21 protein-coding genes and 3 tRNA genes are annotated in these 23,306 nt (G+C 66.4%); 11 read left to right on the top strand and 13 right to left on the bottom strand.

All coding sequences use genetic code 11. From position 1 onward, the window contains the following. Positions 1-133 precede the first annotated feature (133 nt). Together ACFK0J_RS01675 and ACFK0J_RS01670 are read left to right on the top strand one after the other, a co-directional pair. Positions 134-667 (top strand): hypothetical protein, encoded by a 534-nt coding sequence (locus tag ACFK0J_RS01675; protein ID WP_378735869.1) that lies wholly within the window; start codon positions 134-136, stop codon positions 665-667. Positions 668-1,353: 686 nt separating this feature from the next. Further along, on the top strand, positions 1,354-1,842 hold the full coding sequence (locus ACFK0J_RS01670) for an NUDIX hydrolase (protein WP_378735867.1): 489 nt from the start codon (positions 1,354-1,356) through the stop codon (positions 1,840-1,842). Positions 1,843-2,342: 500 nt separating this feature from the next. Here the strand turns inward: ACFK0J_RS01670 and ACFK0J_RS01665 are convergent. The 3 genes from ACFK0J_RS01665 to ACFK0J_RS01655 form a co-directional block, all read right to left on the bottom strand. Continuing rightward, positions 2,343-2,415 (bottom strand) — tRNA-Arg (locus tag ACFK0J_RS01665). Between the two features lie 33 nt (positions 2,416-2,448). Further along, positions 2,449-2,538 (bottom strand) — tRNA-Ser (locus tag ACFK0J_RS01660). A 91-nt stretch (positions 2,539-2,629) separates the two neighbouring features. Then, positions 2,630-3,355 carry a dienelactone hydrolase family protein gene (locus ACFK0J_RS01655; protein ID WP_378743390.1) on the bottom strand — a complete coding sequence of 242 codons (726 nt, stop codon included), beginning with the start codon at positions 3,353-3,355 and terminating at the stop codon, positions 2,630-2,632. 117 nt (positions 3,356-3,472) lie between these two features. On the opposite strand from ACFK0J_RS01655, the gene hisC reads away from it, so the two are divergent. Beyond that, positions 3,473-4,552 carry a histidinol-phosphate transaminase gene (hisC, locus tag ACFK0J_RS01650; RefSeq protein WP_378735865.1) on the top strand — a complete coding sequence of 360 codons (1,080 nt, stop codon included), beginning with the start codon at positions 3,473-3,475 and terminating at the stop codon, positions 4,550-4,552. On the opposite strand, the gene ACFK0J_RS01645 is transcribed toward hisC, so the two are convergent. Beyond that, on the bottom strand, positions 4,549-5,619 hold the full coding sequence (locus tag ACFK0J_RS01645; RefSeq protein WP_378735863.1) for an alpha/beta hydrolase: 1,071 nt from the start codon (positions 5,617-5,619) through the stop codon (positions 4,549-4,551). The genes hisC and ACFK0J_RS01645 overlap by 4 nt on opposite strands. Positions 5,620-5,705: 86 nt before the next feature. Then, positions 5,706-6,737, bottom strand: a complete 1,032-nt coding sequence (locus ACFK0J_RS01640) for a HoxN/HupN/NixA family nickel/cobalt transporter (RefSeq protein WP_378735861.1) — start codon at positions 6,735-6,737, stop codon at positions 5,706-5,708. A gap of 476 nt (positions 6,738-7,213) precedes the next feature. On the opposite strand from ACFK0J_RS01640, the gene ACFK0J_RS01635 reads away from it, so the two are divergent. Further along, on the top strand, positions 7,214-8,338 hold the full coding sequence (locus ACFK0J_RS01635; RefSeq protein ID WP_378743388.1) for a nitric oxide synthase oxygenase: 1,125 nt from the start codon (positions 7,214-7,216) through the stop codon (positions 8,336-8,338). A 325-nt stretch (positions 8,339-8,663) separates the two neighbouring features. Here the strand turns inward: ACFK0J_RS01635 and ACFK0J_RS01630 are convergent, their stop codons facing one another. From ACFK0J_RS01630 to ACFK0J_RS01600, 7 genes are all read right to left on the bottom strand, one after another. Continuing rightward, on the bottom strand, positions 8,664-8,921 hold the full coding sequence (locus tag ACFK0J_RS01630) for a DUF4235 domain-containing protein (protein WP_378735859.1): 258 nt from the start codon (positions 8,919-8,921) through the stop codon (positions 8,664-8,666). Continuing rightward, positions 8,918-9,544 carry a DUF3618 domain-containing protein gene (locus ACFK0J_RS01625; protein WP_378735857.1) on the bottom strand — a complete coding sequence of 209 codons (627 nt, stop codon included), beginning with the start codon at positions 9,542-9,544 and terminating at the stop codon, positions 8,918-8,920. The genes ACFK0J_RS01630 and ACFK0J_RS01625 overlap by 4 nt, the downstream gene beginning before the upstream one ends. Next, entirely contained in the window at positions 9,541-9,954 is a 414-nt protein-coding gene (locus ACFK0J_RS01620; RefSeq protein ID WP_378735855.1) for a phage holin family protein, read from the bottom strand. The genes ACFK0J_RS01625 and ACFK0J_RS01620 overlap by 4 nt, the downstream gene beginning before the upstream one ends. A 183-nt stretch (positions 9,955-10,137) precedes the next feature. Further along, positions 10,138-10,566, bottom strand: a complete 429-nt coding sequence (locus ACFK0J_RS01615) for a hypothetical protein (RefSeq protein WP_378735853.1) — start codon at positions 10,564-10,566, stop codon at positions 10,138-10,140. 116 nt (positions 10,567-10,682) lie between these two features. Then, positions 10,683-10,767 (bottom strand) — tRNA-Ser (locus tag ACFK0J_RS01610). 25 nt (positions 10,768-10,792) lie between these two features. Further along, the gene (locus ACFK0J_RS01605) at positions 10,793-11,293 is read right to left on the bottom strand and encodes a MarR family winged helix-turn-helix transcriptional regulator (RefSeq protein ID WP_378735851.1); all 501 of its coding nucleotides are present in this window, start codon (positions 11,291-11,293) and stop codon (positions 10,793-10,795) included. 49 nt (positions 11,294-11,342) lie between these two features. Then, positions 11,343-12,521 carry a lactate 2-monooxygenase gene (locus tag ACFK0J_RS01600; protein WP_378735849.1) on the bottom strand — a complete coding sequence of 393 codons (1,179 nt, stop codon included), beginning with the start codon at positions 12,519-12,521 and terminating at the stop codon, positions 11,343-11,345. 518 nt (positions 12,522-13,039) lie between these two features. Here ACFK0J_RS01600 and ACFK0J_RS01595 point away from each other — a divergent pair. Then, positions 13,040-14,029: an NAD(P)H-quinone oxidoreductase gene (locus ACFK0J_RS01595; protein WP_378735847.1), complete on the top strand. Its 990-nt coding sequence runs from the start codon at positions 13,040-13,042 to the stop codon at positions 14,027-14,029. A gap of 730 nt (positions 14,030-14,759) precedes the next feature. On the opposite strand, the gene ACFK0J_RS01590 is transcribed toward ACFK0J_RS01595, so the two are convergent. Continuing rightward, complete coding sequence (locus ACFK0J_RS01590; protein ID WP_218472651.1) at positions 14,760-15,962, bottom strand: cysteine desulfurase-like protein; 1,203 nt, start codon at positions 15,960-15,962, stop codon at positions 14,760-14,762. Positions 15,963-16,248: 286 nt separating this feature from the next. Here ACFK0J_RS01590 and ACFK0J_RS01585 point away from each other — a divergent pair, with 286 nt between their 5' ends. The 6 genes from ACFK0J_RS01585 (at position 16,249) to ACFK0J_RS01560 (ending at position 23,259) form a co-directional block, all read left to right on the top strand. Continuing rightward, positions 16,249-16,854, top strand: coding sequence for a bacterial proteasome activator family protein (locus ACFK0J_RS01585; protein WP_378735845.1), 606 nt, complete (start codon positions 16,249-16,251; stop codon positions 16,852-16,854). A gap of 235 nt (positions 16,855-17,089) precedes the next feature. Continuing rightward, a complete protein-coding gene (locus ACFK0J_RS01580; RefSeq protein ID WP_378735843.1) occupies positions 17,090-17,992 on the top strand; it encodes an ABC transporter permease in 903 nt (300 codons plus the stop codon). 10 nt (positions 17,993-18,002) lie between these two features. Beyond that, positions 18,003-18,842, top strand: a complete 840-nt coding sequence (locus tag ACFK0J_RS01575; RefSeq protein WP_218472648.1) for an ABC transporter ATP-binding protein — start codon at positions 18,003-18,005, stop codon at positions 18,840-18,842. Further along, positions 18,839-19,960 (top strand): glycosyltransferase, encoded by a 1,122-nt coding sequence (locus ACFK0J_RS01570; protein WP_378735842.1) that lies wholly within the window; start codon positions 18,839-18,841, stop codon positions 19,958-19,960. Before ACFK0J_RS01575 ends, ACFK0J_RS01570 begins: the two co-directional genes overlap by 4 nt. 233 nt (positions 19,961-20,193) lie before the next feature. Next, positions 20,194-21,240: a ribosome small subunit-dependent GTPase A gene (gene rsgA / locus ACFK0J_RS01565; RefSeq protein ID WP_378735840.1), complete on the top strand. Its 1,047-nt coding sequence runs from the start codon at positions 20,194-20,196 to the stop codon at positions 21,238-21,240. Between the two features lie 1,167 nt (positions 21,241-22,407). Next, positions 22,408-23,259 (top strand): SDR family oxidoreductase, encoded by an 852-nt coding sequence (locus ACFK0J_RS01560; protein ID WP_378735838.1) that lies wholly within the window; start codon positions 22,408-22,410, stop codon positions 23,257-23,259. Positions 23,260-23,306 lie beyond the last annotated feature (47 nt).

Raw genomic sequence — 23,306 nt, 5'->3', positions numbered from 1 at the left:
CCCCCTAAGGGTCCGGTCCAAAGTGCTTACAGGTTCGAATAGGAAACAGTGTGCGAGGGTTCGCCGTTTCCGGTTGCGGGGTCGTCGCGCGCTCCAGGCAGTACATCCCGCGTCATCAAGGACAGGAGAGTGCGTGTTCATGATCGTTTCGAAGCGACTTGCCGGTACCGCCCTCATCGGTGTTCTCGCGTCCTCGATCAGTCTTTCGGCTACGGCGTCTGCCGGACCGAAGCCATACGTCGAGATAACGAAAGTCACGTACGTCAACGCCATGGCTATGGACATCAAAGTCAAATACAAGTGCGCGAAGGGTAGCACCGCTCACATCAGTATCCAGTTGCGCCAGAAAGACGATCCAGCGTCACAGCAGGAAACAGAAGACTCGGGAGAGCCGACGCCGCAGGAATCGGAGGAGGAATCGGAGGAGGAGCGCAGCGACCGGAAGCGAATGGAGCGGAGGTGGAGGGAACGCGAGCAGGAGCGGGAACGCGGCGGGGCAACCTCTGACGACGACATTACTTGTGACGGCACCGAACACACCAAAACGATTCGTCTCGAGACCATGAGCGCGGTGTTCGGACACCCCGGGACCGGCGAAGGCGAGGCGAGGTTTGTCGATGACGGCAAGATCCTCAGCGAGAGTGAGGGCACCTTCGAGTGGGATTAGGCGAGACTACTTATCTCCCAACGATCGGTCTGTCGACTCAAATCTTTCGGGTTGGGCGCGGTGACTCCGTTGCCTCCCCTCGGTCCAACCCCATGGCCCCCTTCCGGCAGCTGCGGAGGCTGGCGGTCGCGCGACGCGGCGGTAGCCGCGCGGGCGGCGCGCAGCGCCTCTCTTGATGGGGCGGTACGGCGACCGTGAGGCGGATCTTGCGCCACGGCTCGATCACTGTGACCACGGGCATCTACATCGACGTGATCGAGGACGTCCAGCGCGATGCGGTGACCGGCATGGACCGCCTGTTCGAGTAGCCATTGTCCGTCAAATGGCGTCGTCACACATGCCAGAAGGCCCCTCCCGATTACCCGGAAGGGGCCTTCTCGCTGCGTGCGGCTGAAGGATTCGAACCCCTAACTTTCTGTTCCAGGGCATAGGGTTCCCGGACCATCCCGCTGGTACTGAAAGCTTCTCCAACGCAATTGGTTTCGCGTTGATGCGGTTCCCGACGAGTCCCGCTGATTACGGCTGGATCCATGGTGAACTGCGGGACAAATGCGGGAGTGGCTCGAGTCGACACTCATAGTGGGACTCTCGGTCCGGAGGGCGACTCAGGCCCCGCACAGTCCGCTCATGCCGAGTTCAGGACATCCTCGGGGCATGGCATCGAGCTGTCGTGACATCGTGGTTCTGTGCGCGAGTTGGTAGAGCGGGTCGATGAGCACGATCGGGTTCTTGGTGTCGTCGACCGGGCGACAGCAATTCGGTCACATTGGTTGCATCGGGTAGCGACGGTCGTATGCCGTGACCACGCCGACAGAGTGTTCGTACACCGCCGACCGGACACCGATGCGCTCTTCCCTGGTCAGTACAACTGGTTGGTAGGTGGCGCGGTTGCCGTCGGTGAGTCGTATGAGGATGCAGCCGCCCGCGAACTGGCCGAAGAACTCTCGGTGCAGTACCGGCCTCAACTCATGTTCAAATTCCTGTGCCGCGGTGCGATCGCGCCCTACTGGCTCGGGGTTCACGAAGTAGTGATAGACCGCCGTGTTTTCCCAGATGCAGCCGAGATCTCCTGGTATGACTGGGTGCCAGCCAAGTATCTGCCTGAGCTCATGCGTCGGCGGCCATTCGTCCCTGACAGCATCGAGGTGTTCCATAGATGTTTCGCGGACGAATGAATCGGTGTCTCCACGTTGCCGCACCTACAAGCGTTCGGCAATTCTTCCGGGCTTCGCGGTGGCGGTGCTGATCGAGATCGGTGCTGAGAAGTGGGATGCGGATGATGAATCGCCGATCTTCCCGTCTCGTGCAGGGGGCTGGCGCAGTCCGGCGAACTTCCGTCGAACGTGGCGTGATGCCCGCGGCGATACCTACGCATGGGTGGTTCCGAAGACGTTCCGTAAGACGGTGGCCACGGTGATCACTCGTGAGTACGGGATCGGTCAGGCGGGTTTGCAGCTGGGGCATCGGCGTGGTTCGAAGGTGACCGAAGAGCACTTACGTAGAACGGGAGCTGCTGGTGCCCGACTCGTCGGCGGCGTTGGAACGGTTCGCGGGTGCGTCTCCAACTGCGGGACAAGTGCGGGATGACGCCGAGATTGAAACCCTGATGAGCGGTGAGGATGCCAAGTGAAATGATGAAAGCCCTGGCAGTTGGGTTGCCAGGGCTTTCATGTTGTGCGGCTGAAGGGATTCGAACCCCTAACCTTCTGATCCGTAGTCAGATGCTCTATCCGTTGAGCTACAGCCGCATAGGTTATTCAGTTGTACCGGTTGCCCGGGTGTGGCGGAGGCGAGAGGATTTGAACCTCCGGTCCCCGTGAAGGGACAACTCATTAGCAGTGAGTCCCATTCGGCCGCTCTGGCACGCCTCCTGGAGCCTTCTCTTCGAGGGCACCGGTCCTTTCGAACCGCCGAGCATGAAGGTTACAGGAGCCGTTGTCCAGATCGCAAAACAGCTGGTTATCAGCGTAAGTTGCTGTCGAACCAGTCGAAGATCCGGGTTTGTGAGTCGACCAGACCGTAGTCGTCGTCGGTGACCGGATGGTCGGCGCGGTGGCGGAGGCCGGGGTAGCTGACGACGAGGCTTGCCACGGCGGCGCGGCCGGTGGCGTCGCGCAGTCGCTCGACCTCCGAGGGCGGGGTGGCCGGGTCGTCGGTGCCGAACAGTCCGAGCCACGGCGCCTGCAGGTTGGGGGCGGCGCGCACCAGGGCGTCGGCCTGCTCGGTGAGCGGTTCGACGATGCCGGGTGCGGCGACGCTGACGGCCGCGCCGACCGGACGGTTGGTGGCGACCAGGAACGCGGCGGTGCCCGCGGAGTCGAAGCCGAGTACGCCGATGGTGTCGGGGAAGACGCCGCGGCGGGTGAGCCAGTCGAAGCAGGCGTCGAAGTCGTCGAACAGTTCGTCGCCGAAGACCTCGGCCGCTGGTTCGCCGTTCGAGCGATGGAACAGGTTGGGCGCGACCACCGTCCAGCCTTCGGAGGCCAGCGCGCTCATCAGATCGAGCAGGGCGGGGGTGAACTCGCGGGACTCGTGCAGCATCACGATGCCGCCCCTGGCATTGCCCTCGGGTTCGACCACGATGATGGGCACCTGGGTATCGGCGGCCGACCGTTTCGCTTCGTTCTCGGATTCGGGCGCCAGGTCGTCGCAGCGCAGGGGGGCAAGGTCGTTGTAAGTGCCCGACATCATTCCAGCGTAGGGCGACTTCTTGATCTTCGGTAGAAATTGCTGCTGAGGGCCCATTGCCCACAGAATTTTCGGTACGCGGGCCAGGCTTTGCGCTTCTCGACATATGGTTGGGGTGTGACAGCGTCAACCCGGCCGGACCTCGATTCGATTCCGGCGTACGTCCCTGGCCGCAACCACCCCGGCGCGGTCAAGCTCGCCAGCAACGAGACCACCTTCGGCCCGCTACCCGCCGCGGCCAAGGCCATCGCCGAGGCGGCCGAGCTGGCCAACCGATATCCGGACAATCAGGCCCTGGAATTGCGCGCCGCATTGGCCGATTTCCTCGGCGTCGCGCAGGCGAACGTCACGGTGGGCTGCGGCAGCGTGGCGCTGTGCCAGGAACTGGTGCAGATCACCTGCGACGCCCCGACCGACGAGGTGGTGTTCGCCTGGCGCTCGTTCGAGGCGTATCCGATCGTCACCAAGGTGGGCAATGCGACCGCCGTTCAGGTCCCGCTCACTCCGGATATGGTGCACGACCTGGACGCGCTGGCCGCGGCGGTCACCGAGCGGACCAAGTTGATCTTCGTCTGCAACCCGAACAACCCGACCGGCACCGCGGTCGGCAAGGCCGAACTGACCCGCTTCCTCGACTCTATACCCGAGCGCGTGCTGATCGTGCTGGACGAGGCGTACTTCGAGTACCTGCGGCTGGCGCCGGAAGACTTCCCGAACGGCGTCGAGCTGGGCCGCACCCGACCCAATGTCGTTGTGCTACGCACCTTCTCGAAGGCATACGGCCTGGCCGGGTTGCGTGCGGGCTACGCGGTGGGCGATCCGGCGGTGATCACGGCGCTGATGAAGGTGCACATCCCGTTCAGCGTGAACCGGGTCGCGCAGGCCGCGGCGATCGCCTCGCTGGAGGCGCGCCACGAGTTGCTCGACCGCACCGACACCCTGGTCGTCGAGCGCGACCGGGTGCGCGAGGCCCTGCTGGCCGCCGGCTATCGGGTGCCGCCGAGCGAGTCCAACTTCCTCTGGCTGCCGCTGGGCGAGCGCAGCGCCGAGTTCGGCGAGGCGAGCGCGGAGGCGGGCGTGCTGGTGCGGCTCTACGGCACCGACGGGGTGCGGGTCACCACCGGCGATCCGCACGAGAACGACCTGTTCCTGAGCTTCGCCACCGATTCGGCGGTGTTGCGGCGCTTCCTCGGCTAGCCGCCGAGCGCACCCGCCACCACCGGCCACGACCGGACCAGCTCGTCGGCCCAGTACGGCCACGAGTGGGTTCCGGTCGGCCGGAAGTGCGCGGTCACCGGGATGCCGAGCACGCGGAGCCGATCCGCTAACCGCTGCGTGCAGATATTGGTGGCCGCCTCCAGCGGCCCACCGAAGCTGACGGCGGTGGCCACGTCGACGTCCTTGTTGCCGGGCACGTCGTGGATGCCGGGCACACCGCTACCGACGGACATGTAGATCGTCTTGCCGCGCAACGCTTCCGCGTGCAACGTCACGTCGTGATCGAGCCAGGCGGGGTCGTCTTGTGGGCCGAACATGTTGTCCGGCTCGCCCTGATAGGTGGCAATCACGGCCCGCGCTTGCGCCTGACCGATATCGGTACCCATGGAGAAGCATCCGCTGTGCGCGGCGATCGCCGTGTACAGCCGCGGCTGCCGGATCGCCAGCATCATCGCGGCCTCGGCGCCCATCGAAACACCCATCACGGCATTGCGGCCGTTGCCCTGGAATTTCGCGTCGATCAACGGCGGCAGCTCGCGCGCCAGGAACGTTTCCCACATGTTCGTGCCGAGCACCGGATCGGGTTTCTGCCAATCGGTGTAGAAGCTGGCCGGGCCGCCGACGGTCAGCACCACGTTGACGTCTTTGTCCTCGAAGAACCGGTCGGCGCGACCGAGTTCGGTCCAGTTGTTGCTGGTCGGGTTCGCGCTGCGGCCGTCGAGCATGTAGACGGTCGGGCGCGGCCGGGTGGTGTCCCGCGGCAGCAGCACCTGCACCTCTACGGTGCGGCTCATGGCGGGTGAGTCGACGAAGACCCGCAGCCACCGATCGTTGATCGGTTCGATGCGGTCGATCGCCGCTTTCGCCGGTCGCTCGGTGGTCGGTTCGGCCGGAGCCGGGCCGTCCGAGGAGCCCGTACTCGGCTTGGGTGAGTCCGAGGGTGCCGCCGACAGCTGGGGAGCGCCGAACCCCACAGCACCGGAAACCAGTGCCGCGCTGACCAAGACGCCGGATACCCAGCGCCGCACCCCACGCCGAGACAGCATGCGACCATCCTGCCAGAAATGCCGGGATCGATCGTCTGGTCATAGCGGGTCGCAATAATGTGTGACCAGGGACACTTTCGGCCGATTCAGCTCGCCGCGAGGCGCTCCTGCCAGCGTCGTTCCACCCCGGCGAACCGCCACACCGCGACGGCGACCGCCCAGGTGAGCACGAACAGACCGACGATGATGTAGCCGAGATCACCCAGGTCCAGGTTCCCGATCCAGGCCAGGACACCGGTCTGCACACCGAGCTTTTCGGTGAGGATCGACACGATCTCCTGTCCGCCGATCAACAGCGCGACAGCCACCGACAGGCCGGTGATCACCAGGTTGTAGTAGATCTTGCGCACCGGTTTGGCGAAGGCCCAGTCATAGGCGTAGCTCATGAACGAGCCGTCGAGCGAGTCGAACAGCGTCATGCCCGCTGAAAACAGCACGGGCAGAACCACAATCGCGTACCACGGCAATCCGGTCGCGGCCGCGCCACCGGCGATCACCAGCAGCCCGACCTCGGTGACGGTGTCGAACCCGAGGCCGAACAGCAACCCGACCGGGTACATGTGGCGCGGCTTGCGCACCAGCCGGACCACCGGCACCAGCAGCCGGTTCAGCAGCCCGCGATTGTCCAGGTGACGTTCGAGCTGCGCCTCATCGAACTCGCCGTCGCGCATCCGGCGGAACACACCCCAGATCCCGATCAGCGCCGACAGATTCAGCAGACCGATCAGGATCAAGAAGGTCCCCGAGACGCTGGTGCCCCACACCCCGGTCCAGCGCTGCAGCGACGAGTCCTCGTCTTCCAGGCTGGACGCCAGCGCACGCACGCCGAACGCGAGCAGCGCGACGAGCACGAAAACCACCGTGGAGTGGCCGAGCGCGAACCAGAACCCGACGGTCTGGACCTTCGCTTTGCCGTTCTCCGCGACCAGCTTTCGCGTGGTGTTGTCGATCGCGACGATGTGGTCGGCATCGAACGCGTGCCGCATCCCGAGGGTATAGGCGGTGACTCCCAGCCCGACACCGAACACCGAACCCTGCACCAGGTAATGACCGGGCACTACGACCAGCATCAGCAATCCCCAGCCGATGACATGAAGAGCGACAACGGTAGCCGCCATCCCCAGAACACTACGCACGAGCAAACCCTCACTACTGAACTCCAGGCAATGTCGACGCTACTCGACGCCGCCTATTTCTCAACGCCACATGCGGGTATCCAGCAAATCCAGCAAATCCGGGCACACCGCCAGCACACCCGCCGTACGCTACTCTCCGGGCCTTTTCCGGGCATGAACAAGGACGAGCATGATCGTGGATCCACACTATCGGCACCGAGGTCACCTGGCTGCGCACACGTGCAGCAAGCGGACCGGGCGCTCGGTACGGAGTCGCGACAGACCCCGCTCACTCGCACTCCTCCTCGAGCCGAAGCTATTTCGCGGCATCACTGTCCTGCCACACCCTCGCGGGCCGCCGCCGCGGGCGGTATCGGCTGCGCGCCCGCGCGAATTCTCCCGCTCGAACTTGTCTGTTTCACCGCAGCACCTATGCCCGACCGGAGAAAACCGTGAACCCTGCATTACCCGTACCACCGATCGAAAACCCCCCTGCCACAAAGCCTTTCAGCAGCGAACTGAAGCGCCGGCTCCGCGAATGCGATGAATTCTTCCGGATGCCCGAACTGGCGCATCTCGCCGCGCAGCGCCGGCGCACCGCGCTGGAGCAACTCGAACAAACCGGCGGCTATCTACAGACCGCCGAGGAAATCCTGATCGGCGCCAAGCTCGCCTGGCGTAATCACGCCCGCTGCGTCGGCCGGAAGCATTGGCGCTCATTGAAATTGCTCGATGCCCGGCGGGTGCGGTCCGCCCGCGACCTGGCCGAGGTGTGCTGGCAGCACCTGGAGATGGCCACCAATGGCGGCGCGATTCAATCGATGATCACGGTCGGTCCGCCGCGGCAGCCCGACGGGCGGGAATTCCGGATCGTCAGTCCCCAGCTCATCCGGTACGCGGGCTACCGCAACGGCGACGGCACGGTTACCGGCGATGCGGCGAATGTCGCGCTCACCGAGTTCGCGATGAAGCTCGGATGGCGCGGCGCCAGAACACCATTCGACATGCTGCCGCTGCTGATCAGTACCCCGGACGAGCCGATTCGCTGGTTCGATGTCCCGCCCGAACTGGCCCGCGAGGTGGAGCTGGAGCATCCGGAGTTCGAGTGGTTCGCCGGACTCGGGCTGCGGTGGCACGCGCTGCCCGCGGTCTCCAACATGAATCTCGAAGTCGGCGGTGTCACTTACCCTTTCGCGCCGTTCAACGGCTGGTACCTGGGCGCGGAGATCGGCGCACGCAACCTCAGCGACCCCAACCGCTACAACATGCTGCCGCTGATCGCCGAAATGATGTGCCTGGACACGCGATCCGAGCGCAACCTGTGGCGCGATCTTGCTCTCGTCGAGCTCAATCGCGCGGTGCTGCACAGCTTCCGCAAGTCGGGTGTGTACATCGTCGATCACCACACGGTGGCCAAGCAGTTCTGCGATCACGTCAAGCGGGAAGAGGCGGCGGGCCGTACCTGCCCGACCGACTGGAGCTGGATCAACCCGCCGATCTCGTCGGGTCTGACGCCGACCTTCCACCGGTACTACGACCCGCCGGACCTCGATATCCGCCCGAACTTCGTCCGCCGGGACTTCAGTGCGGACACCGACGGGTAATCGGTGGTCGTCGTCCTAAGGGAACGTTAGGAATCTCTTCGGTATCCGCCAGAGCGCGCATGCTGGAGTCGAACGTTATGCATTTGGGAGGTGGATGATCGTGTCCGACAACCCGACCTGTACCGCGAGAGCGCTGCCGACCGACCTGGATCTTGAGCACGCGCACCGCATGATGCAAGTCCACCGGTCCTGTCCACGATCCTGCCCGACTCGGCAGGCAGCCCTCGAAATGCTGGTCGCCACCGGCCATTACCGCCTGTCCAGCAGGTTCGGTTGACGGAACAGCCCCACCATTAGGTGGGGCCGCTCTCGTTCCGGTCCCCCGCTATTCCGGCCAGGTGCCGGTCAAGGATTTGTAGCCGGTCGCGCCCGCTCGGTCGATGGCCGCTTTCACCAGTCCGAAGATCGCACCCTGCAGGGCCGCGGCGATCAGAACTTCACTCCAGGTGTAGTTCCGGGCCGTGGCGCTCGGGGCTTGATCTTCGCCGCTGACGGTGCGCCATACCCGGGTGAACGCGGCGTTCGCGGCAAGTCCGCCGATAACGCTGACCAGCATGCCGAGCGGCTTGTAGAGCGTCTTCATGCGCGCCGCCGACGCAGGATCCACCAGACCACCAGTGCTGCGAGAGCCGCGGCGCCCGCGACGGCGACCGGCTGCCTACGGGCCACGTCCGTGACCTGCCTGCCCCGCTCGACGACCGGCTCCGGCGTTGCCGCCTCGGCCTTCTCGACCAGTTCCCGGGCCTGCGCCTTGGCCTGCTGAGCCTTCTCCTCGGCCGCCTGCTTGGCCTGGGCCGCCTTCTGGCTCGCGGCTTCCTTGGCCTGCGCGGCCTTCTCCCGCACTGCCGCCTCCGCCTCGGCGGCCTTGCGGCTCGCGGCCTCCTTGGCTTCCGCCGTCTTGCGGCTCGCGGCCTCCTTGGTCTCGGTCGCCTTCCGGCTCGCGGCCTCCTTGGCCTGCGCCGTCTTCTCGGCGGCCGCTTCGGTGGTCTCGGCGGCCTTCGCCCGCGCGGTGTCCGCGGTTTCGTGCAGCTTGTCCTGCGCCCGTCCCTTGACGTCCAGCTTGGCGGTCAATTCCGAAACCGTTTGCCCGAGTTCTTCTCTGGTCAGGTCGCGGTCCGCGCGCAGGGCTTCCTCTTCGATCGGCCCGCTGAGAATCGGCTTGTCGGATTCGGTTGCGGCGTCGGCGGATCGGCGTTTGTCGCTCATCGGTTTCTCCCGTCCTTGATGGTTTCGATGTCGCGTTTGACGCCCTCGGCCGCTTCCTGCGGCACCGGCGGGACAGCCTCCTGGACATCCTTCTTACCCAGGAGCGCGAACACCGCGCCGACGACCAACAGCGCAGCGCCGACGATCAGCGCCGCGGCCCATTCCGGCAGCGGAATCGCCAGCGCGAATATCGCCGCCGCGATCAAGGCCGCTCCGCCGTAGAACCCCAGTAGCGCACCCACCCCGGCAAGCCCGGCTCCGCGGCCGATCAGCTTGCCCTTTTTCTGTACCTCGAGCCTGGCGAGCTGAATTTCGTCCCGAATCAGCCTGCTCATCTGCTCGGTCGCGTCGTTGACCAATTCCGCCACCGACCGTGTCTCCGTCGGTGGGCCGCTCCGCGTTTCCGTCATGGTGGCACCTCCCAGTCGACGGCCGGTTACCCGGCGTCGAGGGAGACAAACTCGCGCTGGCCTACTTGATGGGCGTTTTCGGTGGGCCGGAGCCGGGTACCAGCTCCGCGGGCAACACGAACCAGCACCGGCGAGCGGCGCAGGATCGCGGCGAACACCGCGCCTGCACCACGCACCGGGTGGCTAACCCCCGAAACTACCGGTTGCGGGCTTGTTGGCAGGGACGGTGACGAGGACCGTCTCGCCCAGCTCGTACCCGCCCGCGGGAGTGGTGTCCACGCAGCCGCCCCGGGCCGTGATCGTGGATCCGGGCTCGAGGCCGGTCAGCGAGGTTTTGATCGTCTGACCGGGGTTGGCCACCGACGCCGGCGTGCCATCGCCGAAGAAGGCGTGGTTGTTGTCGGGCCCGATTCCGGCCTCGGCCCAGCACTGGCCGCGGTCGTTCGGGTTGTGCAGCGTCGCCGTCACCGTGCCCGGTCCGGTGCCTTCGAAGGTGACCACCGGAGCCTCGAGAGGTGCCGCCGCGCCCGCTGACGCGGCGGTAAAGGGCGCGAACGTCACGGCCGCGGCGGATACGGCCAGCAGGATCGCTCCATTGATTCGTCTGTTCATCACACGACCGGATACTGCCCGGTAAACGGTTCGAGCACAACAGAATCCGCCGCCCGCAAAGTTGAGGGCTCCCTGCCGTAGTGTCGGCGGGAGCCCTCTGCACGCAGGTACATGAGCGGAGACGGAGGGATTTGAACCCCCGGTCGCTCTCGCGACGCTCGCTTTCAAGGCGAGTGCATTCGGCCGCTCTGCCACGTCTCCAGGAACCACGATGGTAGCGGACGGGTCAGCGGGGCCGCGTTCCGATTTCCGCATCGATGCGGGCGAAGACTTCTCCGATGACCTCTAGCTGGTCGGGCGATAGCAGGTCGACGAAGTTGCGGCGAACGGCCTCGACGTGACCGGGGGCGGCGGCTTCGAGGCGGCGCATCCCCTCGTCGGTGAGTTCGGCGAGGACGCCGCGACCGTCTTCGAGGCAGGTGTTGCGGCGCACCATGCGCTCGGCTTCCAGGCGCCGGATCTGGTGGGTGAGTCGGCTTCTGGAGGAGAGCACACCGTCGGCCAGTTCACTCATCCGCAGGGCGCGGCCGGGTGCTTCGGACAGCAGGACCAGAATGCGGTATTCGGCGACGCTCAGGTCGCTGTCCCGCTGTAGCTGCCGGTTCAGCTCGGTCATCAGGCGCTGGTGTCCGTCCATATAGGCCCGCCAGGCCCGTTGCTGCGCCGGAGTGAGCCATCTCGGTTCGGCCGCCACGGGACTGCTCGGTTCGGGATGCACGCTGCTCATTCTATGTTGCCTCAACTGCGCAAACTCGCTGTGGGGAAAGCGGTATCGCTCAGCGGACGGTGGCGATCAACGAGCGATCCACCTCGGCGAGGTTCGCGCAACCGGTCAAACCCATGGCGGTATCGAAGTCCGCGAGCAGTAGCCGCAGCGCGTGCCGGACGCCCGCGTGACCCGCGATGCCGAGCCCGTAGGCCCACGGCCGCCCGTACAGCACCGCCTTCGCGCCGAGGGCAAGGGCGATCAGCATGTCCGAGCCGGTCCGGATACCCGAGTCGAACAGCACGTCGGCCCGGTCACCGACGGTGGCCACGATGGTGGGTAGTGCGTCGAGCGCGGCGATGGCGCCGTCTACCTGGCGGCCGCCGTGGTTGCTCACCACTACCGCGTCGGCGCCGGCGTCCACCACCTGGCGGGCGTCGTCGGGGTGCAGGATGCCCTTCACCACGATCGGCAGCTCGGTCCATTCCCGCAGGTGCGCGAGGTCGGCGGGGCGCAGCGCGTGGTTGCCGAACAGGCTGATCCAGACGAGGATCGCGGCGCGCATGGCGTCCTCGCCCTCCTCCGGCGGAGTCGCCAGTTTCGACCGAAAGACGGGGTCGGACAGGTAGTTCGCGATTCCCTTGCCGTGCAGGAAGGGCAGGTGGGCCAGCTCGAGGTCGCGCGGACGCCAGCCGAGGGTCGGGGTGTCCACGGTGACGACGATCGCCTTGGCGCCTGCCCGCTCGGCACGGCGGACGAACGACCTGGCGAGTTCGTCGTCGGCGGGCCAGTACAGCTGGAACCACCACTCGCCAGCGGCCGCGCCGACCTCCTCGATGGTCGAGGACGCCGCCGTGGACAGCACCGTGCCGATGCCGAGTTCCTTCGTCGCCGCGGCGGCGATCACCTCGCCACCCTTGTGCAGCAGTTCCAGCACCCCGATCGGCGCGGTCAGCACCGGCGCGGCCAGCCGGGTCCCGAGTACCTCCACCGAAAGATCGCGGGCGTCGGGGGCGGTGGCGCCGCGCAGCATCCGGGGCAGCAGCCGTTGCCGGTCGAAGGCGCTTCGATTGGCCGCGGCGGTGCGCTCCGCCGACGCGCTACCCGCCACATACGCGAACGCCGCCGGGTCGAGCAGTTCCTCGGCTCTGCGCGCCAAACCTGCTGCTGTCATAGGTAATTCGGGAACTGTGCCGCCCAGACCGCCGAGGTAGATCTCGTGCTGGAAATCGGCGAAACCGCTGCTCACGACCGGAACGGTAGTCCCTGAGCGAGGCGTGCGGGGCCGCTCGCGAAAATACGATGCGGAGGTGCCCGAGTCGATCGATCCGCCGGACGGCTGGCGGCGGATCGAACTGGCCCCGGGTCGAGACGGCGAGATCCGCGCAGAGGGTGGTGCGGACGGAGCCCGAGCAGCAGCGCCCGCGCACGGGAATGGGGCGGGCGGAGGCCCGGAACGGCAGGCCCACGCCACGGGGATGGGGCGGCGAAGACCCGGAACGACAGGCCCACACACAGGGATGGGGCGGGCGAAGACCCGGAACGACAGGCCCACACACAGGGATGGGGCGGGCGAAGACCCGGAACGACAGGCCCACGCACAGGAATGGGGCGGGCGAAGACCCGGAACGACAGGCCCACGCACGGCGATGGGCGGGCGAAGACCCGGGGCTCCTGTGCCCACACACGACGAAGATGCGGGCCCGGAGGCCCAGGACGACAGGGCCCACGCACAGAGATGGGGCGGGCGGGGGCAGTATGGGACCTGTGCGTGCGATCAAGCTGAATGGTTTCGGCGGGCCCGAGGTGATGGCGTGGGAGGATGCGCCGGATCCGGTGCCAGGACACGGCGAGGTGCTGATCGAGGTGGCGGCGGCGGGGGTGAATCGGGCCGACCTGCTGCAGCGCCAAGGGAATTATCCGCCGCCGAAGGGTGCCAGCGAGGTGATCGGTCTGGAATGCTCCGGCGTCATCGCCGAACTCGGCGACGGCGTGCGCGACTGGCAGGTCGGTGATCGGGTCTGCGCGCTGCTGTCCGGCGGTGGGTACGCCGAAAAGGTGGTCGCCCCCGCCACCCAACTGCTGCCGGTGCCGGACGGCTTGGATCTCGGCGCAGCCGCCGGACTGCCCGAGGTGGCGGCGACGGTGTGGTCGAACCTGGTGATGACGGCCGGGCTGCACGCGGGACAGTTGGTGTTGATACACGGTGGCGGGAGTGGCATCGGCACGCACGCCATCCAGGTTGCGCGCAGCCTCGGCGCGCGGGTCGCGGTCACCGCCGGGTCGGCCGAAAAGCTGCGGCAATGCGCGGAACTCGGCGCGCAGGTGCTGATCAATTACCGCGAGGACGATTTCGTCGCCGCGGTGCACGCCGAGGACTCGGGCGCCGATGTCATCCTGGACAACATGGGCGCGGCCTACCTGGCCCGCAACATAGACGCCCTGGCGAATTTCGGGCACCTGATCGTGATCGGCATGCAGGGCGGCGCCACCGGCGAACTGAATCTCGGTGCACTGCTACGGAAATGGGGCACCGTGCACGCCACCAACGTGCGCAACAGGCCCGCCACCGGCCACGGAAGCAAGGCCGCCATCATCGCCGAAGTGCACCGCCACCTGTGGCCATTGGTAGCCGACGGCACCGTCGCACCGGTCATTCACGCGGAACTACCGATCACCGAGGCGGGCGAAGCCCACCGTCTACTCGAATCAGGCGACACCTTCGGCAAAGTCGTCCTGCAGGTGCGGGACCTCTAACCGAAACCGTTGCAGCAGTTGCGCGCTCGAACTTCGGCGCCTGCGGCTACTCGCATCTGCGGACGAATCCTCTTGGCACGCACCGAATAGCTAGCCGTTTCGAGGGCGGGGCGCAAACTGGTGCGCGGCGGGCAGGACCCCACCGTGCACAGCACCGGCGTAGACCCCACTGAGGCCGCCAGTCGATCGAGCACCGCACTGCTCGTTGGCGTACATGGGTTGTCATGGCGCGCATGATCGTTAGCAATTCCGAGCGCGCGGCACTGATTCGTTCGCGGCGGGCTGTTCTGTGCGCGGCAGGCTGAATTCGTGTGCGGGAAGCTGCTCCGCGCGGCGGGCTGCTCCGCGCGCGGATTCGTGCGCGGCGGGCGGGTTCGTGCGCGGCGGGCGAGTCCGTGCGCGGCAGGCGAGTCCGTGCGCGGCAGGCGAGTCCGTGCGCGGCAGGCGAGTCCGTGCGCGGCAGGCGAGTCCGTGCGCGGCAGGCGAGTTCATGCGCGGCGAGCGGGTTCATGCGCGGCGAGCGGGTTCATGCGCGGCGAGCGGGTTCATGCGCGGCGAGCGGGTTCATGCGCGGCGAGCGGGTTCATGCGCGGCGAGCGGGTTCATGCGCGGCGAGCGGGTTCATGCGCGGCGAGCGGGTTCATGCGCGACAGGCGAGTTCATGCGCGGCAGGCGGACTCCTGCGCGGCGGCAGATCGCTCGCGGCGGACAGGACGACGCAGAGGGCCGTCTACTCCATGGCGGCGAGGGCGCGGCCGAGTTGGTCGATTTCGAACTTGGTGGTGTAGGGCGCTAGACCGATGGTTACCGCGCCACCTTCGTCGTTGACGCCGAGGGCGTCCAGCAGGCGACTGCCGCCGTGCACTCCGCTGAGGGTGCCGATGCGGTTGTCGGCGAGTTTGGCGGCGACTTTCTCGGCTTGCATGCCCGCGAGAGTGAAACTGACGGTGGGGATTCGGGTGGAGGCGCGGCCGATGACGGTCAGGTGCGGGATCTTGTCCAGCACATCCATCAGGTGCTCGAACAGTTGATCGTGGTAGTCCTGCAGCGAGGTGATCGACATTTCCAACCGCTGCCGCCTGCTGCCGCGGGCTCGCTCGTCGAGTCCGGCGAGGAAGTCGATCGAGGTGGTCAGCCCGGCGAGCAGGGCGTATTGGTGTCCGCCCACCTCGAGCCGCTCTGCGCCCTTGGCATAGGGGTTCAACGACATCGAGGGAATGCGGTCCAGAAAGGCCGGATCGCGGAAAACCAGCGCACCGATCTGCGGACCACCCCAGGCCGGCGCGCTGAGCGCGACGACGTCGGCATTGAGTTCATCGATGTCGATGAGCGCGTACGGCGCCGCGCCGAACGCATCGGCGACGAGCAGACCGCCCACATCGTGCACTCGGTCCGCGGCCACCCGGACCGCGGGCGCGGAGCCGACGATCGGCGAGGCCGCGGTGAGCGCGACCAATCGCGCGGTGGGCCCGATCAATTCCTCGAACTGCCAGGACGGCATCTCGCAGGTTTCGATCTCCACCTCGGCCCAGCGCACATGCGCGCCGTAGCGATTGGCGATCCGCAACCACGGCGCGACATTCGCCTCATCGTCCAGCCGGGACAACACGATGCCGGTGCCGAGCCCGAGCCGCGAGCTCAACGACTCGGCCAGCCAGGCCAGCAGCACCGCCCGGTCCGGCCCCAGGACAACGCCCGCCGGATCGCCGCCGACCAGATCCGCCACCGCCTCGCGAGCCGCGTCCAGAATGGCGGCGCTACGCACTGCCGCACCATTGCGACCGATATGCGAAAAAGAGGAAGTTCGGAATCCCGTTGACACGGCGCGAGATACCGCATCGGGCACCAGCATGCCCGCTTGCGGGTCGAGATGGATCCAGCCGTCGCCGAGGGACGGTATCAGGCCCCGAACCCTCGCGACGTCGTAAGTCATGTTGGCCACTCTAAGGGCAGCGGGCGAGCCTGTGTAACCGTGTTCCCCTCCACTTCATAGCGGGGGCACAGCGACCTGGGACTCAGCATGGCAACCGACTTTCAGCAAATCCGAACCACACGACCCGAACAGAATAGAACGCCGCCGGGTCGCTTTGTCAGGGACCGGGCGAGACGGTCGGCGCCACCCCGTGGCAACCCGTTGAGCTGGTGTCCCTCCGTGGTTTGCCGACGGGTTTCAAATACCGGCTTAGCGCGTTCTGGAACGACGCGACATGATAGGGACCATGACGCAATCGGATGACGCACCGGACCACATCGTCGTAGTCGGACCGGATGGCCGCCCGCTGGTCGTCCCAGCGGAAGCCGCAGCGGACGCGCCCGTCACCGCACAGGTGGTGACCGACGAGGACAAGAAGAACGAGTCGGACGAACGGGACGATTCGGGCGAATCGCTCGCCGACATGGTCGAGCAGCCCGCGAAGGTGATGCGGATCGGCACCATGATCAAGCAGCTGCTCGAAGAGGTCCGCGCGGCTCCGCTCGACGACGCCAGCCGGAGCAGGCTGAAGGAGATCCACAAGTCGTCGGTGCGCGAACTGGAACAGGGCCTCGCTCCGGAACTGCGCGACGAGCTGGAGCGGCTGACGCTGCCCTTCACCGACGACGCCATTCCGTCCGACGCCGAGCTGCGAATCGCCCAGGCTCAGCTGGTCGGCTGGCTCGAAGGGCTGTTCCACGGCATTCAGACGGCGTTGTTCGCCCAGCAGATGGCGGCGCGGGCGCAACTCGAGCAGATGCGCCAGGGTGCGCTGCCGCCCGGCATCCACGCGGCCGACCCGCGCGGCGGCCAAACCAATCACGTCACGGGCGGTTCCGGGCAGTATCTGTGAGGCGTTGACCCGCGTGTGCCAGGCGGGTCGGTAGGAATGTACAAGGGTAGTGTCGAGCACCGTGCCCGCCGCTGCCGCTCGCCCCGACTCGGAACTGAGTTCGGGGCGTCCTGAAGAGAGCTCAGTGCGTTCAGATGACAGCCAAGTTCGTTCAGATGACTCCGTGCGTCCGGAGGGAGAATCCTTCGGCGACAGTTCTGCGCGTTCCGATGACGGCTCGGCGGAAGAGGATCCGATGAGTCCTGGGGAGACGCCTGCCGCGCAGGAGAAGCTCGCCGAGGACACCGCCCGGACGGCCGAGTCCGAGCCGGTCGCGTCGGATTCGCAGACCTTCCAGCGGGCCTTCAAGGACTTCCGCGTCGGCTTCGGACAACGGGAACTGTGGTTGTCGCTCGGCTGGCAGGACATCAAGCAGCGGTATCGGCGGTCGGTGCTCGGACCGTTCTGGATCACCATTGCCACCGGCGTACAGGCGGCCGCGATCGGCCTCCTGTACGCCGCGCTGCTCGACCAGCCGATCAAGGACTACCTGCCCTATGTGGCGGTCGGCATCATCGTCTGGAATGTCATCAACGCGAGCATTCTCGAGGGCTCCGACGTTTTCATTGCGAACGAGGGGCTGATCAAACAGCTGCCGTCCGCGTTGAGCGTGCACGTCTATCGCCTGGTTTGGCGACAACTGCTGTTCTTCGCGCACAACATGCTGATCTATCTCGTGGTGCTCATCGCGTTCGGTGTCTGGGAGAAACTGCACTGGACCGCGATATTCGCCATTCCCGCACTCGGTCTGCTTTTCCTCAACGCGATGTGGGTGTCGATCGTGTTCGGCATCTTCAGCACCCGCTACCGCGATATCGCGCCGATCCTCGGCAGCCTCACCCTGATGCTGTTCGTGCTGACCCCGGTGATGTGGAATACGAAAAGCCTGGAGTCGCAGGGCGGCCAGGTGAGTGAGCGCGCGAAACTGGCCGAGATCATCCCGACGTTCCACTACCTGGAGATCATTCGCGCACCGTTGCTCGGCGACGATCAGCATCTGTATCACTGGGCAATCGTCGGCGCCATCACCGTGGTCGGCTGGCTCGTCGCGATCTTCGCGATGAAGCAGTTCCGTTCGCGCGTGCCGTACTGGGTCTAGGAGGGGCTCGATGACCGACCATGTGAGTATCGAAACCCACAATGCCTGGGTCGAATTCCCGATCTTCGACGCCAAATCGCGGTCGCTGAAAAAGGCCTTCCTCGGCAAGGCGGGCGGCGCGATCGGGCGCAACCAGTCCGACGTGGTGGTGGTCGAGGCGCTGCGCGACATCACGCTGTCGCTGAAGGAAGGCGACAAGGTCGGCCTGGTCGGCCACAACGGCGCGGGCAAATCGACCCTGCTGCGGCTGCTTTCGGGGATCTACGAACCGTCCCGGGGCAGCGCGCGCATCCGCGGCCGGGTGGCGCCGGTGTTCGATCTCGGTGTCGGCATGGACCCGGAAATCTCCGGCTACGAGAACATCATCATTCGGGGCCTTTTCCTCGGGCAGACGCGCAAGCAGATGCTGGCCAAGATCGACGAGATCGCCGATTTCACCGAGCTCGGCGAATATCTGTCCATGCCGCTGCGGACCTACTCCACCGGCATGCGGGTGCGCCTCGCCATGGGCGTGGTGACCTCGATCGACCCGGAGATCCTGCTGCTGGACGAGGGCATCGGCGCGGTGGACGCCGAATTCATGAAGAAGGCCCGGCTGCGCCTGCAGAAATTGGTGGCCCGATCGGGCATCCTGGTATTCGCCAGCCATTCCAACGAATTCCTCGCACAACTCTGCGATTCGGCGCTGTGGATCGATCACGGACAGATCCGTTTGCGTGGCGGTATCGAAGAAGTGGTGCGAGCCTATGAAGGTCCGGACGCGGGCAACCACGTCGCGACCGTGCTGCGGGAAATGGAAGCCGAACGGACCATGGGAACCGAACGAGAACTGGAGCGGAATCAGGCATGAGTGAGCCGACCGGGCAGGACACCCCGATCGAGACCGGGGCGGATGCCCGGGTCGACTCCGCGCCCGAGCAGCCCGGCGCCGCGGTGTCCGCGAGCGTCGGCGAATCCGCGGCAGACTCGAAAACCTCACCGGCCCAAGCAGCTAGCGTCCCCGCACCCTCCGACGATGCGACACCACCGGCGGCCGAAGCCGCGGCGCAGAGCTCCGGCGGCACCGGTTCGGATGCGCGGATCGTCGCGGTCGTGGTCACCCACAAGCGCCGCGAACTGCTCGCCGAATCGCTGAAAGTCATTGCTTCCCAATCTCGTCCGGTCGACCACCTGATCGTTGTCGACAATGCCAACGAGTCCGAGGTCGCCGACCTGGTCCGGGACCAGCCGATCGAAGCCACCTACCTCGGCTCGGCGCACAACCTCGGCGGCGCGGGCGGTTTCGCGCTCGGCATGCTGCACGCGCTGAGCCTGGGCGCGGACTGGGTGTGGCTGGCCGATGACGACGGCCGGCCCGAAGGACCGGAAGTCCTTGCCACCCTGCTCGATTGCGCACAGCGGCACGGACTCGTCGAGGTGTCGCCGGTGGTCTGCGATATCGATGAACCGGACCAGCTCGCCTTCCCGCTGCGCCGCGGTGTGGTCTGGCGGCGGTTGCGTTCCGAACTCGGCGACGAGGATTTCCTGCCCGGTATCGCCTCGCTGTTCAACGGCGCCCTCATCTCCGCCAAGGCGGTCGACGTGATCGGCGTACCCGACCTGCGCCTGTTCGTGCGCGGCGACGAGGTCGAGGTGCATCGCAGACTGGTTCGTTCCGGCCTGCCGTTCGGCACCTGCTTGCAGACCGCGTACCTGCACCCCAACGGTGCCGCCGAATTCAAGCCCATCCTCGGCGGCCGGATGCACACCCAATACCCCGACGACCCGGTGAAGCGCTACTTCACCTACCGCAACCGTGGCTACCTGATGTCCCAGCCCGGCATGCGCAAACTCCTCCCCCAGGAATGGATCCGCTTCTCTTGGTTCTTCCTCGTCACCCGCCGCGACCCTGCGGGCCTGCGCGAATGGTTCCATCTGCGGTCGCTCGGCCGGCACGAGCAATTCGGCAAGCCCGACCAGCGGCCCTAGCCGTCCGTCGGCGCCCGCGCCGGGCGTTAATTCGGTTGCGCGGGTGAACGGGGCATGTCAGGGTGGGGAGCAACTGCGAGAGAGGCAAGGAGGTGTGGACCGTGACCAGGAACGTTCGGATTGTCGTGTGCGGTCGAGCTGTGCTTGTGCACGCCGCCACACGGAACTCCACCTCAATCTCCAGTCGCTGAGTCCCGATCGGGCTCAGTGCCCGACAAAGGATTCCTTCCATCATGGTCGAGTACGACCTTCTTGTTCCTTACGGCTGGACTGAAGCCGTAGCCGATGAATACGCCTCGATGATCGAGGAAGGCTGTGTGCCCGCCCGGGTTATCCGGATGGATCGCAGCGAATGTGATGTCGCCACGCCGACCGGGGTAACCCGGGCCCGGTGCCCGCGGGCGGATTCCGAGGTCAGCGGGCTGTGCACCGGTGACTGGGTGACCATCGACGCCGAACCGGCTGTGCGGCAGCTGCTTCCGCGTCGGTCGGCGATCATGCGGTCGTCGGTGTCCGGCCGGTCGCAAGGGCAGGTGCTCGCCGCCAATGTCGACACGGTGCTGTTGTGCACGGCGGCCGACGCGGATGTCGATCTGGGGCGGATCGAGCGGATGCTCGCGCTGGCCTGGGAGAGCAATGCGCAGCCCCTGGTGGTGCTGACCAAAGCGGATGCGGCAGAGGATATTCCGATCGATGAAGTGCGGGCTGTCGCGCCCGGCGCCGCGGTGCTCACGGTGAGTGCCAGCAGCGGGGTCGGGCTGGACGTACTCGCCGCCATGCTCGACGGGACGGTGGCGTTGATCGGTCCGTCGGGTGCGGGCAAGTCCACCCTCGCCAATGCCCTGCTCGGGCAAGAAGTGTTCGCCACCAACGCCGTTCGCGCGGCGGACAAGAAGGGGCGGCACACCACCGTGCATCGGGAGCTGCGGCCGCTGCCCAACGGCGGCACCCTCATCGACACGCCTGGCCTGCGTGGAATCGGGCTATGGGACGCCGCCGAAGGGATCGAGAAAACCTTCAGCGACGTCGAATCCCTCGCCGCCCGCTGCCGATTCAGCGACTGCGCGCACAACAGCGAACCCGGCTGCGCCGTCCAGGAAGCCATCGACAACGGCGAACTAACCCAGCGCCGCTTCGACAGCTACCGCAAACTCGCCAACGAAAACGCCTGGATGGCAGCGCGCACCGACAAGCGCCTACAAGCCGAACGCGACCGCAACTGGCGAAACATCATCAAACAACAGCGTCAGGCCTACCGAGAACGAGGCTCCCGCCGCTGACCCACCCCAAAACGCGAGGCGGGCGGCCCGCAGTCGGCGATCAGCACCCGCCCGCCCCGCCCCCAGCTCAGCCCAGCCGTGATCAACGGGACATGGCCGCGCCATCGCACGAATGAGCGCTCAGCCACGTCCCGTCGATCACCAGCCACCGCGGTAGACCGTGGCCAACGGGACATGACCGCGCCATCGTGCGAGTGGACGCTCAGCCACGTCCCGCCGAGCACGTCGAGCACCAAGCTCGCCGCGTGGGGCCGTGGTTAACGGGACATGGCCGCGCCATCGCCCGAGTGGGCACTCAGCCATTGCACGAGTAGCTGCTCAGCTACGCCCCGTTGATCACCAACCACCCTGTGGACCATGGCCAGCCGGACATGGCGCCATCGCGCGAGTAGCCGCTCAGCCACGTCCCGTTGCTCACCACGCGCCCCCGGTTGACCGTGGCGAACGGGACATGACCGCGGCATCGTGCGAGTGAGCGCTCAGTCATGTCCCGTCGGGCACCAAGCTCGACGGGTGGGCCGTGGCCAACGGGACATGGCCGCGCCATCGTGCGAGTGGGCACTCAGCCATGTCCCGTTGGGCATCAAGCTTGCCGGGTGGGCCGTGATCAACGGGACGTGGCCGTGGCATTGTGCGAGTGAGCGCTCAGCCATGTCCCGTCGGGCACAACCGCCCTCTGGGAGCCGCCGTCAACGGGACGCAGTTGCGGCATATTGCGGGTGGGCGTTCAAGCCACGGCCCGTTGGGCAATAGCCGCGGGCCGTGGTCAACGGGACATGACCGCGTCGTAGTGCGAGTAGCCGCTCAACTAGGCCCCGTTGTTCACCACTCGCACCCGGCGGGCCGTAGCCAACGGGACATGGCCGCGCCATTGTGCAAGTGGCAGCTCAGCCATGTCCCGTCGAGCGCAACCGCCCCCCGGCGGACCGTGGCCAACGGGACATGGCCGTGGCATTGTGCGAGTGGGCACTCAGCCATGGCCCGTTGGGCGACAACCGGGGGGCGTGGTCGATGGATAGCTCTGGGGCATTGTGCGAGGGCGCTCAGGTGCGGGCCGTGATCATGAACCCACCCCTATGCAACTGGTTGCATAGGGGTGGGGTTTACGCTTAGTGTGCAAAGGGGGAAGGCTGCGGGGTTCCGTGGCGAGACGACAGGAGCAGGGCAATGACGGAAACGGGATCTAAGCCGCTCGCGGGCCGGACGATGATCATGTCGGGTGGCAGTCGGGGTATCGGGCTGGAGATCGCTAAGCGGGCGGCGGCGGACGGTGCGAACATCACCCTGATCGCCAAGACCGATCAGCCGCATCCCAAGCTTCCCGGCACCATCCATACCGCGGCCGCGGAGCTGGAGGCGGCGGGCGGGCAGGTGCTGCCGTTCGTCGGCGATGTGCGCATCGACGAGTCGGTGGCCGAGGCCGTGCGGCAGACGGTCGAGCGGTTCGGCGGGATCGACATCGTGGTGAACAATGCCTCCGCGATCGACCTGTCCCCCACCGACGCGCTGTCGATGAAGAAGTACGACCTGATGCAGGACATCAACTGCCGAGGCAGCTTCCTGCTGTCCAAGTTGAGCATCCCGCACCTGCGCGCATCCGCCGCGGCCGAACGCAATCCGCACATCCTCACCCTGTCCCCGCCGCTGAACCTCGACCCCAAGTGGGCCGGCACGGCCCTGGGCTACACCATCGCCAAGTACGGAATGTCGCTCACCACATTGGGTTTGGCGGAAGAGCTGAAGAACGACGGCATCGGCGTGAACTCGCTGTGGCCGCGCACCACCATCGCCACCGCCGCGGTGAAGAACCTACTCGGCGGCGAGGAGATGATCGCCACCTCACGCACCCCGGACATCTACGCCGACGCCGCCTACCTGGTGCTCACGTCCCCGGCCAAGGAGACGACCGGCAACTTCTTCATCGATGAGGACGTCCTCGCCACCCACGGCATCACCGACCTCGACAAATACCGCGTGGTCCCCGGCAACGGCGAACTCACCACCGACCTGTTCCTCTGAGAACCGCTCCGGCATACGTCGGAATCCAGCACGATCGGGCCGCGGAA

It is taken from the genome of Nocardia brasiliensis (assembly GCF_042691675.1).
In the GTDB taxonomy this organism is placed as follows: Bacteria; Actinomycetota; Actinomycetes; order Mycobacteriales; family Mycobacteriaceae; genus Nocardia; species Nocardia brasiliensis_D.
This window is presented reverse-complemented; position numbering and strand designations above follow the sequence as displayed.

Coding starts and splice junctions, on each gene's coding strand:
- ACFK0J_RS01655 (WP_378743390.1), bottom strand. CDS start 3,355: ATGTCGGGCACTTACAACGACCTTGCCCCCCTGCGCTGCGACGACCTG.
- ACFK0J_RS01645 (WP_378735863.1), bottom strand. CDS start 5,619: ATGCTGTCTCGGCGTGGGGTGCGGCGCTGGGTATCCGGCGTCTTGGTC.
- ACFK0J_RS01640 (WP_378735861.1), bottom strand. CDS start 6,737: ATGGCGGCTACCGTTGTCGCTCTTCATGTCATCGGCTGGGGATTGCTG.
- ACFK0J_RS01630 (WP_378735859.1), bottom strand. CDS start 8,921: ATGAAGACGCTCTACAAGCCGCTCGGCATGCTGGTCAGCGTTATCGGC.
- ACFK0J_RS01625 (WP_378735857.1), bottom strand. CDS start 9,544: ATGAGCGACAAACGCCGATCCGCCGACGCCGCAACCGAATCCGACAAG.
- ACFK0J_RS01620 (WP_378735855.1), bottom strand. CDS start 9,954: ATGACGGAAACGCGGAGCGGCCCACCGACGGAGACACGGTCGGTGGCG.
- ACFK0J_RS01615 (WP_378735853.1), bottom strand. CDS start 10,566: ATGAACAGACGAATCAATGGAGCGATCCTGCTGGCCGTATCCGCCGCG.
- ACFK0J_RS01605 (WP_378735851.1), bottom strand. CDS start 11,293: ATGAGCAGCGTGCATCCCGAACCGAGCAGTCCCGTGGCGGCCGAACCG.
- ACFK0J_RS01590 (WP_218472651.1), bottom strand. CDS start 15,962: ATGACTTACGACGTCGCGAGGGTTCGGGGCCTGATACCGTCCCTCGGC.
- ACFK0J_RS01585 (WP_378735845.1), top strand. CDS start 16,249: ATGACGCAATCGGATGACGCACCGGACCACATCGTCGTAGTCGGACCG.
- ACFK0J_RS01580 (WP_378735843.1), top strand. CDS start 17,090: ATGAGTCCTGGGGAGACGCCTGCCGCGCAGGAGAAGCTCGCCGAGGAC.
- ACFK0J_RS01575 (WP_218472648.1), top strand. CDS start 18,003: ATGACCGACCATGTGAGTATCGAAACCCACAATGCCTGGGTCGAATTC.
- ACFK0J_RS01570 (WP_378735842.1), top strand. CDS start 18,839: ATGAGTGAGCCGACCGGGCAGGACACCCCGATCGAGACCGGGGCGGAT.
- rsgA (WP_378735840.1), top strand. CDS start 20,194: ATGGTCGAGTACGACCTTCTTGTTCCTTACGGCTGGACTGAAGCCGTA.
- ACFK0J_RS01560 (WP_378735838.1), top strand. CDS start 22,408: ATGACGGAAACGGGATCTAAGCCGCTCGCGGGCCGGACGATGATCATG.